Annotated in this window: 6 protein-coding genes; 5 read left to right on the forward strand and 1 reads right to left on the reverse strand. The window is 49.5% G+C overall.

Annotated features, from left to right (window positions below):
• Positions 1-34: 34 nt before the first annotated feature.
• The 5 genes from H6F93_RS16340 (at position 35) to H6F93_RS16360 (ending at position 9,509) form a co-directional block, all read left to right on the forward strand.
• Positions 35-1,570: an MFS transporter gene (locus H6F93_RS16340; protein WP_190682722.1), complete on the forward strand. Its 1,536-nt coding sequence runs from the start codon at positions 35-37 to the stop codon at positions 1,568-1,570.
• A gap of 101 nt (positions 1,571-1,671) precedes the next feature.
• Positions 1,672-2,538 carry a DUF6671 family protein gene (locus tag H6F93_RS16345; protein ID WP_190682726.1) on the forward strand — a complete coding sequence of 289 codons (867 nt, stop codon included), beginning with the start codon at positions 1,672-1,674 and terminating at the stop codon, positions 2,536-2,538.
• Positions 2,539-2,924: 386 nt separating this feature from the next.
• Positions 2,925-4,493: an MFS transporter gene (locus H6F93_RS16350; protein ID WP_190682729.1), complete on the forward strand. Its 1,569-nt coding sequence runs from the start codon at positions 2,925-2,927 to the stop codon at positions 4,491-4,493.
• Positions 4,494-4,732: 239 nt separating this feature from the next.
• On the forward strand, positions 4,733-5,668 hold the full coding sequence (locus H6F93_RS16355; protein WP_190682732.1) for a DUF4394 domain-containing protein: 936 nt from the start codon (positions 4,733-4,735) through the stop codon (positions 5,666-5,668).
• Between the two features lie 799 nt (positions 5,669-6,467).
• Positions 6,468-9,509, forward strand: coding sequence for a pentapeptide repeat-containing protein (locus tag H6F93_RS16360; protein ID WP_206755736.1), 3,042 nt, complete (start codon positions 6,468-6,470; stop codon positions 9,507-9,509).
• A 155-nt stretch (positions 9,510-9,664) separates the two neighbouring features.
• Here H6F93_RS16360 and H6F93_RS16365 read toward each other — a convergent pair whose 3' ends face one another.
• Positions 9,665-10,351, reverse strand: a complete 687-nt coding sequence (locus H6F93_RS16365; protein ID WP_190682738.1) for a PQLLE family protein — start codon at positions 10,349-10,351, stop codon at positions 9,665-9,667.
• Positions 10,352-10,496 lie beyond the last annotated feature (145 nt).

Genomic DNA, 10,496 nt, shown 5'->3' on the forward strand with positions numbered 1-10,496 from the left:
CCAATACAATGGCTGGCTCCAAGGATAGAACTGGGTGACAGATTCTTTAGAAGAAACAATCTCTTTAGGTCAAGAGATCTCCTCAACCGTCCTGGCGTTGGAATCTTCGGTTTCCAAAAGCTTTTCAACCAAAATTTCAAAAGATGAAATTCGGTCTAGCCTCCGCGCTTCAACTCTAGATGGGGTTTTTGCTACCATCTTTTCTACGATTACCGGGGGCGTGTTGCTCAGCAATTTTCTTGTGGAGCTAGAAGCAACTCCCTTGCAGATTGGGATGCTCGCTTCAATCCCGATGATGGCAAATTTGCTGCAACCCTTAGGAGCGTATTGGGCAGATCGCACTACCAGTCGGCAGATCTACGGTCTATGGGTCTATGGCATTTCTCGCTTGCTCTGGTTGCCGTTGGCGATCGCAATCATTGTATTTAGCTGGCATCCTGCTCATCCACAGCAGATGATTTTTGCCACCCTGGCTGCGATGCTGGTGACTCATGTGCTGGGGGCGATGGGCAGTGCTTCCTGGCTGTCTTGGTTAGCGACCTTGGTTCCTCGGCGACTGCGGGGACGATATTTTGGCTTTCGCAACAGCACCTTTAGTCTCACCAGTTTGGTGTCCCTGCCATTATCAGGAGTTGCAATCTCCCACTGGACGGGAGGAAGCATTCAGGGGTTTGGAGTGATGGTAATCTTAGGCGTTGTCACAGGGCTAATCAGTTTAGGCTTTCAGCTCCACATGACGGATGTGAATCCTCAAACTTATTGTTTTGCGACTTTAGAGCCTGCTTCAATATCTAAATCAGACAATTTAGATATTTTAGATTGTTCCATCGTTCAGGAAAATGAACTGGAAAACTCTGCCATAACAGTTACTGAGGCTTTACCAGAAACTGCTCACCGCAGTATGCTCAACAACTCCAACTTTCTGATATTCCTACTCTACTTTGGCGCATGGGCATTTGGATTGAACCTCTGCAACCCGTTTTTTAACCTGTATTTGCTTGATAACCTGGCTTTAGATTTAAGCTGGGTCACGCTTTACAACACGTTGGGAGTAGGAGCAAATTTACTCATGCTGCTCCTCTGGGGCAAGCTGGCAGACCGGATTGGGAATCGCCCTATTCTGTTAGTAGATGGAATATTAGTTGCGGTCACACCGCTGCTCTGGCTAGGCACTGGCGCAAACTCAGTTTCGCTGTGGCTGTGGTTTCCGCTGCTGCACCTGCTGGGTGGGGGTACGGGTGCAGGGGTCGACCTGTGCATTAACAACCTGCAACTGGCGATCGCCCCCATGCAGCACCATACTAAATATTTCGCCATTACGGCTGCGATCGCAGGAGTCTCTGGAGCATTGGGAGCATTGGTCGGAGGGTGGCTAGCTCAATTTGCGGATGCAGGCGGCATGATGGGGCTATTTGCGCTCTCCAGCATTTTGCGGCTTGTAGCGCTGCTGCCCTTGGTTTGGGTGCAGGAACCGCAGCAGCGATCGCTCAGGCAGACTCTACAACGATTCATTCGACCAGCCCAATCCTGGTTTTTAGGCTCCAAGGTAGAAGTCCCAACGAAGCTATAGATCAGAGAAATTGGACAAATTTCCGAGACGGATGCGATCGCCATTGCTATACCTGGGAAACCACAGGTTAAACTTCTTCTACTGCTGCTTTGCTTACAATCATGGACAGCTCATTTCCCCAGGATCTGTTTTGTGACAGAGAAAGTGTGTTGGCAACAATGCATCAAAAAGAACAGGCAATTGCTCCCATTTTGGAACAACAGCTTGGAGTAAAAGTTGTTGTTCCTCAAGGATTTAATACCGATGAGTTTGGCACCTTTACTCGTGATATTAAACGCGCTGGAGATCAGCAGAATGCAGCTAGACTCAAGGTCGAAAAAGCAATGGCTTTGACCGGATTAACGCTTGCATTTGCCAGTGAGGGAAGTTTTGGCCCTCATCCAGCGATTCCGTTTGTGGCATGTGATTGCGAAATTGTGTTGTTGAGCGATCGCACTCATGATCTAGAAATTGTGGGACAAGCTATCTCTACAGAAACGAACTATAGTCACAAGTCCATCCAAAGCCTTGAAGCAGCTCTCACCTTTGCCCAGCAAATTGGCTTTCCGACGCATGGTTTAGTTGCCCTGTCTGAGGCACAACCAACCCCGTCTTCTCACCTTGTTAAAGGCATTACCGATGAGGCGCAACTGATAGAAACAGTGACTTGGTTCCTAAAGAAGTTTGATCAGGCGCATCTTGAAACGGATATGCGGGCAATGTATAACCCTACGCGAATGAAGGTGATTGCTCAGGCGACTGAGGATCTCGTCTACAAGATTAGCCAACGTTGCCCTCAATGTGGTTGTCCGGGATTTGCTCCCGCTGAACGCAAGCCAGGCTTACCCTGTGGACTTTGCGGATCGCCAACTAATTCAACGCTTGCTGTAGTTCATCGTTGCATCAAGTGTGACTTTAGCAACGTAACGTATTTCCAAGACGGACAGGAGTTTGCCGATCCAACGTACTGCTTTTTCTGCAATCCTTGAGGGTTTACAAAGTTATACCAATTTAATTGAAGCATGTTGCAGACGTGGGTAGGGGCACACCGCAGTGCGCCCTTACAGAAATTGATGTGCCGCGAAATCTGTTTAAGTCGGTATTGCTTCTTCTTTAGGATTGCTTCCCAACATTCACAGAAACCATGTCCATAACAAAGTGTTTGAATCTTTACTTGAACCATAGAGCGATCGCTCCTCAAGGTCAATCCGTAATTTGAGTAGTTTGCATTTGGGATCTTGTCGCAAGTGAGATAAAACTCACTTCTGGATATAAAGCTTCATGAACCATTCCAGAATCACATGCGATTAGCCCCGAGGAGATCGTGTTAATCGTGTTATTGATTGTTCCAAGGTTGTTTTGTGCTTGAGAACTCATGACCAATATTGGCAAACCCCCTTGTGATGAAGCGGTGATTCGGTCAAAACCTTGTGTAGAGCCCTGCAAGCGAAATTTGCGCCGTTGGATTTTGGCAGCGACGATTCTGGGCTCTAGCATGGTGTTTATTGACGGCAGCGTGGTGAATGTGGCGCTGCCTGTGCTGCAATCTGAGCTAGACGCAACAGCAGCCCAGGTGCAGTGGATTGTAGAGGCTTATGCTCTATTTCTAGCAGCGCTAATTTTAGTGGGAGGGTCGCTGGGCGATCGCCTCGGTCGCAGGCGGGTCTTCATTTGGGGAGTCGTCATCTTCGCGATCGCCTCTCTCTGGTGCGGCTTCTCTCCCGATGTGAATCAACTCATTCTGGCGCGTGCCGTCCAGGGAATCGGTGGGGCACTGCTGACTCCAGGGAGTTTGGCGATCATCAGCGCTGCCTTTAGCGGCGCAGAACGAGGACGGGCGATCGGTACCTGGTCTGGATTTACGGCAATCACATCAGCGTTAGGGCCCGTACTGGGCGGTTGGTTGGTGGAATCGGTGTCCTGGCGCTGGATATTTTTCTTGAATCTACCGTTGGCAGCAATTGTGTTAGCGATCGCGCTCTGGCGAGTACCCGAAAGCCGAGACGAATCAGCGGCTCGACTAGATTGGGCTGGCGCACTGTTGGCAACGATTGGTTTAGGCGCACTGGTGTATGGCTTGATCGAAGCCTCAAATCTGGGCTTAGGCGATCCACTGGTGATTACAGCAGTAGTGATTGGCATCGCGACTCTGGCTGCCTTCATTTGGCTAGAAGCTCATAGCCGCTATCCTATGATGCCGTTGAGGCTGTTTCGTTCACGCACGTTTAGCGGGGCAAACTTACTCACGCTGTTGCTCTACTCAGCGGTAGGCGGAGTGTTGTTTTTCTTCCCGTTTAACCTGATTCAGGTGCAGGGCTATTCTGCAACCGCAACGGGAGCAGCGTTTTTGCCACTGATTTTGACGTTGTTTGTACTGTCTCGCTGGTCGGGTGGGCTAGTGAGCCGCTATGGCGCGCGATTGCCGCTGACGGTTGGACCCATCGTTGCCGCAGTGGGATTCGCTCTGTTTGCCCTACCCGGAATTGGCGGCAGCTATTGGACAACTTTTTTTCCGGCGATCGCTATTCTAGGGCTTGGTATGGCCATCAGTGTGGCACCCCTAACCACAACGGTCATGGGTGCGGTTGAGGCTCACCAGGCTGGAATTGCTTCTGGCATCAACAATGCTGTATCCCGCGTAGCTAGTCTGTTGTCAGTAGCTGTCTTAAGTCTATTAGTGCTGGCTGCTTTTAGTCGTGGATTGCGCGAACGGTTAGCAGCGCTGAATCTACCACCTGAGGTTCAGCAATTGGTTTATGAACAACGGGTCAGGCTAGCAGCCATTGAGGTGCCCGATTTACCTGCTGGGTTAGGGGAGGAGGTGCAAAGGGCGATCGCCGAATCCTTTGTTGACGGCTTTCGCCTGGTCGTCTTCATTGCCGCTGGACTGGCACTAGCCAGCGCATTCATCGCGGTACGGATGATTAGGGGGGCAAGGGGGTAACGGAATAAGACGGTTTTCACGCTCCCACTTCCCTATCTTCTTCATTTCTTCTTCAAGAACTAAAGCCTATAAAGTCGCTTTGATAAAGCTTCAATGAAGCTAACTGAGCAGTGCATCTGAAGCCGTGCTCCTTCCGTATCCCTAGCACAACGACACAAAAGACCGTGAACTTACGGAATTCTGCTCGTCGTTCTTATCACGCCTTTAAACAAGATCATCATTTAATTCGGAAGGTTCCCATGACACTGAACAGGCTCAGCACAATTCTTGCTGCTACAGCGGTGACAACATTAGTCGGTCTATTTGGCGCTGTTAAACCTGCCTTGGCAGCGACCGTTCAACTCATCGGTTTGACTGACAGCAACTCACTGGTTCTGTTTAATCCTGATGATCCCACCAAAACCCGTAATGTAGCGGTGACGGGTGTTAACGGCAATTTGCTAGGAATTGATATTCGTCCAGCAAATGGGTTGCTCTATGGCATTACTGATACAAATGATATCTACACAATTGACTTTGGAACGGGTGAAGCAACTTTAGTGAGTTCGCTTTCTCCAATTGAGTTTGAAGGGGGCAATCAGTCAGGATTTGACTTTAACCCGGTGCCCGATCGCCTGCGGTTAGTCGGTAGCAATGATCAAAACCTTCGCATCAACGTGGATACAGGGGCGATCGCTGACCTAGATATGAACCCCGCAACAGGCTTCCAGCCCGATGGAACGCTGGCTTATGGAGCTACTGATGTTAACGCTGGCGCTAACCCCAACATCACTGCTGCTGCTTACACCAACTCCTTTGCTCCGTCTCCTGACCCCACCCGCACAACTCAACTATTTGGGATTGACTCTGCTCTGGATGTGTTGGTGTTGCAAAGTCCTCCTAACGCTGGCACGTTGACGACTATTGGTTCTTTAGGAATTGACTTTGATGTGGTAGGTGGGTTTGACATTCTTGCTGATGGCATGGGTAACAACGTTGCTTATGCGGCTTCTAACTCCACGCTTTATAACATCAACTTGTCTAACGGTAGCGCCAGCACTGTGGGCACAATTGGCGATGAACCCGTTCAGCTAGTAGGGTTAGCAGCGACTACCGTTCCCGAACCCGCAACGGGTGCAGCTTCCTTGCTGGGTCTGGGTGGTTTGTTCCTGGTGAGAAGATTCCGCAAAGCGTAAGTGCATTAAAAGTTTTCTCTAACCTCGTGAAACTTAAGGGAAGCACACTGTGCTTCCCTTTTTCTCATGCTTGAGTGCTAAGTAATAAAAACTTACCTGAAAGAGTTGCGAGCAACTGAAATTATGGATGAACTGATAAATCCTAGGAGACCCAAAGCACTAGATGGAATCGTGACAATTGGACCCCAAGCACCAATAAAGCTCATTGTTGTGATTAAGTCTCCAAGTCCGGGATTGGTAGGACATTGATAATCGAGACCCATTTCTGCTTGGCAGCCCAAAGCTGTAGCTAAGGAAGCCCCGACAAAACCGAGCAAAAGTGGCAAAACTCCATACAAAATGCAAGCACCGAGCAGAAGCAACTTCCGAGGAGTTGAGCGAGAACGGATTGCGAGAAAACAGAGTGCAGGCCCAATTAGAATCAGCGCCCAACCTAAGACTGTGGAAACAATAGTTCCAATCAAAACTGCGATCGCGGAAGTGATAGTTCCAAGCGAGGAAACCATATTTAAGCAGAGTGCTAACTGTAGTAAAGTCAGATACCAACATCAGCGACAGGATTTCGGACATTACAGGTTAGACAACTACTAATCATGTGTTTGTGCGATCGCCCATAGTATGCCGTTACTTTTCCACTAAAGGGTGCAAAAGACCTCCACGCTTCCAATCCTGATATCAATTCAACAGCTTTCGTAGGGTGCGTTGCGATCGAGCAAACGCACCGTCGAATATCATATCGAGTGCAATTTTTGGACTTCAGCCAGTTTTGCGCTAAGTTCAATGCAGAATTGGTGGGGAAATGGCAATGGCAGCGGGCGTACTTAAAGGATTCTGGCAGTTTCTCAATACCGATATTAGAGAGTTGCCTTGGGGAGAGTTGACTACAACAGGAGCGGAGTCTGCTCAGGCAATTCAGGAGTTTGGTCTGGTGTTCAAAGAGCAGGCACCGAAGATTCAGGAACTTGCGCCCCTTGCCAAAGATATTCAACCGTTTCTAAACGCATTAGACTCACCGATCGTGCAACTAGTGGGGGCAGGATTACCTTTTGTCTCCATTGGTGTGACGCTGGCAAAACTCTATCTTGAACACAGCAAGCAAGACCCAACCCTCACCGATTCAGTGCTGCTGGTTAGTCAAATTGCATATTTGGCAAGTCTGGAAGATGTGTTGAATACATCTAAGGTAGTTAAGAATGCTTTGGGCAATACGCCGCTGAAGAAGATTGTAGAGCGTCAGATCCATCATTTAGATGCTAAAGCTGTGACGGAGTCTCAGGCAAAAAAGGCGCTGGTTTGTTTTCAGGAGTCAGAGATTGCAGCAGAGTTTAGTCAAGCCTTACGGGAGGAGTTGCAGGAAACGGGACTGAATAATGCTGAAACACAAACCTTTGTTGATCGCGTTGCCTGGAATACCCCTCGCTATCTGTATCAAGCATTGGCAGAAACCGCTGATCAGGTGAAGCCACTGGCAGACCTTTACCGCATGGGCGGACAGGAAGCGTTGGATAAGTTCACCAGCATTGATGAATATCTGCGAGATTATATCTCTCCAGACTCAACCGAGCCGGAGTTAAGAGACCGTTGGCGCGTTTTTGACGAATCCTTCATTCTGAAAGACCTTTACGTGCCGCTGAATGCTCAACGTATTGACCGCAATGGAGAGCCTGTCAAAAATAAAAAACCTGTTGTGCTAGAGGAATGGGCAAAAGCATGGCTCGACGATGATCAGCGACAAGATCGGGTGTTGTTTGTTCAGGGTGGCCCGGGTCGGGGGAAGAGTGCTTTTTGCCGGATGTTTGCTGAATGGGTACGGCAATATGAGCATCCCCGCTGGACACCGATCCTGATCCGTTTGCGTGATGTTTCGGTGCTTCAGCCCAGTTTTGAGGCGACGTTACAAGATGTAGTGAAAGCTAGCTTTGCCCGTTATGATCGCTGGTTATTTGACCGCAGCACTCGTTTTCTGTTTTTGCTGGATGGGTTTGATGAGTTGCTGATGGAGGGCAGAACCAGCGGCGGGTTGGAAAAGTTTCTCAAGCAAGTCGGTACGTTTCAGCAGGATTGTAGTCGCAGTGGCGAGATGGGGCACCGCGTTGTGGTCACGGGAAGAACTCTTTCACTACACAGTGTTGAGCGAGACTTGCCTAACAACCTGGAGCGGGTAGAACTCTTGCCCATGAATGAGCAGATTCAAAATCGCTGGTTTGTGAACTGGGCGCAGTTAGCAGGCAGTGAGAAAAGCCTTGCTTTTCAGCAATTTTTGCAGAATTCACACTGCCCAGAGCGGATTCGAGGAACGGATGAAGAGTCAGGACTAGCGCAAGAACCCTTAGTGCTTTATCTGCTGGCTGCGATGCATCGAGATAGACAGTTGAAGATTGAAGACTTCGAGGGCGTTGAGGGGGTTCAAGCAAAGATTCGGGTTTATCAGAATACGCTGGATTGGGTGTTGACAGAACAGCGCCCCGAATGGCTGAACCGTCAGATCACCGAACTGGATACTGAAAATCTGCGCCGCATTTTAGCGGAGGCAGGGCTGTGTGTGGTGCAGTCAGGGAGTGAGTGTGCTTCCCTTACCACGATTGACGAGCGGTTGAAGGGGAACAACACCGCAAAGGCTCTGCTAGAGGAAGCCAGAAATCGGATTAAGGACAATCCGCTCCGCAATGCTCTAGCGGCGTTTTATATGCAGCCCGGTAGGAGCGGCGAAGGCTCGGTAGAGTTTATTCACAAGAGTTTTGGAGAGTTTCTGTGTGCGGAACGGTTGAAAGAATCCCTGGAGGACTGGTCAAAATCGGGAGATCGTCGCCGCGAATTCTATATCTCACGTGACGAAATGGATTGGGAACTCTATGACCTGCTGGGGTATGGAGGACTCACACCAGAAATTGTGGAATATTTGATGGCTATGTTAACAGACAGTCCAGAAGTTGATCCAGAAGACTGGATTCGCCTGTTTCAACGCCTGAATGAATTTTATGAGCGATGGTGTGAAGGAGAGTTGATCGACGCTCAGCCAGAGAACTTGCCTCAAAAAAAGATGCGTCTGCTTAGAGACCAGCGACCTGAGCAAGAAAAGCCTTTGGGACTACGGCAAGTGGATGTCTTTACTGGGCTAAATGTGCTGATTTTGCTGCTGGAACTGCATCGCTATGCCCAAGCCCCAGAGCAGCCCAGTGAGGAACTGAAGCAGCAAATCTTTTTCTACCCCAGTGGGCAACTTCCAGAGGAAGCAGCTTCACATGAAAGAACACATCGCCTCTTGAAGATTGTCCATTATGCGGATTGTTTAGAATCCGGATTATTTACTCAGATTGCTGGTTCATTTCTCTCTAGAGCCAAACTCTCCAGCGCCAAACTCCCCGGCACCAACCTTTCTAGAGCTAACCTCTCCGGCGCTAACTTCTCCAGCGCCAACCTTTCTAGAGCCTACCTCTTCGGTGCTAAACTCTCCGATGCCAACCTCTACAGCGCCAACCTTGACAGCGCCAACCTCTACAGCGCCAACCTTGACAGAGTCAATCTCTCTAGCGCCAACCTCTCCAGCGCCAACCTCGACAAAGCTAACCTTTCCGATGCCAACCTTGACAGCGCCAACCTCTACAGCGCCAACCTCTCCAGCGCCAACCTTGACAGAGTCAACCTCTCCAGCGCCAAACTCTCCAGAGTCAACCTCTCCAGCGCTAATCTTGAAGATGCTAATCTCAGCAGCGCTAACTTAACCAATGCACATCTTGAAGGTATCACATGGAATGAAGATACTCGTTGGCAAGGAGTGCGAGGTTTGGAAACAGCGAGGAATGTGCCAGCGAAACTGAAGGAGCAGTTGGGCTTGGGGTGAGAACTGTGCCAACCTCTGGAAGGGAGGAATGAGAGTTCGATTATTGGGCAATGCACATTCTGTAGAGGCGAAAGGCATTCGCTCTGCGCCAGCAAAACATATCCAATCCGATATGTCCTGCCTTTAGCATTCAACCAATCGCCCTCACAAAAGCATTACGCAGAACGCCTTTCTCCTGAACTGGTGTTGCGAGTCTTCACCACAATTCCCAACCCCTCCAACAACTGCCGATCGCTCTCTAACGCCAGACGCGCAATTCGGGTAAAGTCACTCATCCACGATTGCAGAGCAGCGATCGCCTTCTCCTTTGTCTGAGTAGCGGTTTGGGCATCGCCTTTTTCAGTTCTCTGAGATAGGTTAGCGGTGTCTACTGCCTGCACCTCTGCCTGCCCTGCCTGAAGCTTGTCTGCGGTAATGCCATACTCACGCAACTGGGTCAGCAATTCGGGTGCGTTGAGCAGGTTCGTGTAAAACTGGTTTGCCTGGGCTAGCCAACCGGGCAGGCTCTTTTTGCGATCGCCCTCCAGTTCTAGACGGGTTGCCACGCCTACATTATCCTTAAAAGCTATACGCGCAACCTTGATGTAGCGCATATAGCTTTTCTTGGCAGTCTCCCAAGCCTGTTGCAAGGCAGTGGTGGCAGTTCTCTGATCACCATAGTCAGCGCGCTGTTGCTGGTGGGCAGCAAGGGCAGCTTCATAGAGCAATTTGCCCTGCTGAATCCGCTCTGGCGTATAGCCAAACTCCTTCAGATAAGCTTGGATTTGAGAATTGGTGAGGGAGTTGTTGATTGCAACGTGGGCAGAATTGAGTAGAATGTCGATCGTTCTTCTGGAAGGCATAGTAGATGATCCTGGGGAGTTGATTAGTTTTAGGCGTTGTTGCATGATTGAGAATTGAGCCAATCAAGTTCTAAACTAGGTTGAGATTAAGCTTTAACTTCATAGCTATCAGGCTTTGCAACTTGGATCATGCGATTGAGAGCAG

The sequence above is a fragment of the Leptolyngbya sp. FACHB-671 genome (assembly GCF_014695745.1).
Classification (GTDB): Bacteria; Cyanobacteriota; Cyanobacteriia; order Elainellales; family Elainellaceae; genus JAAUTN01.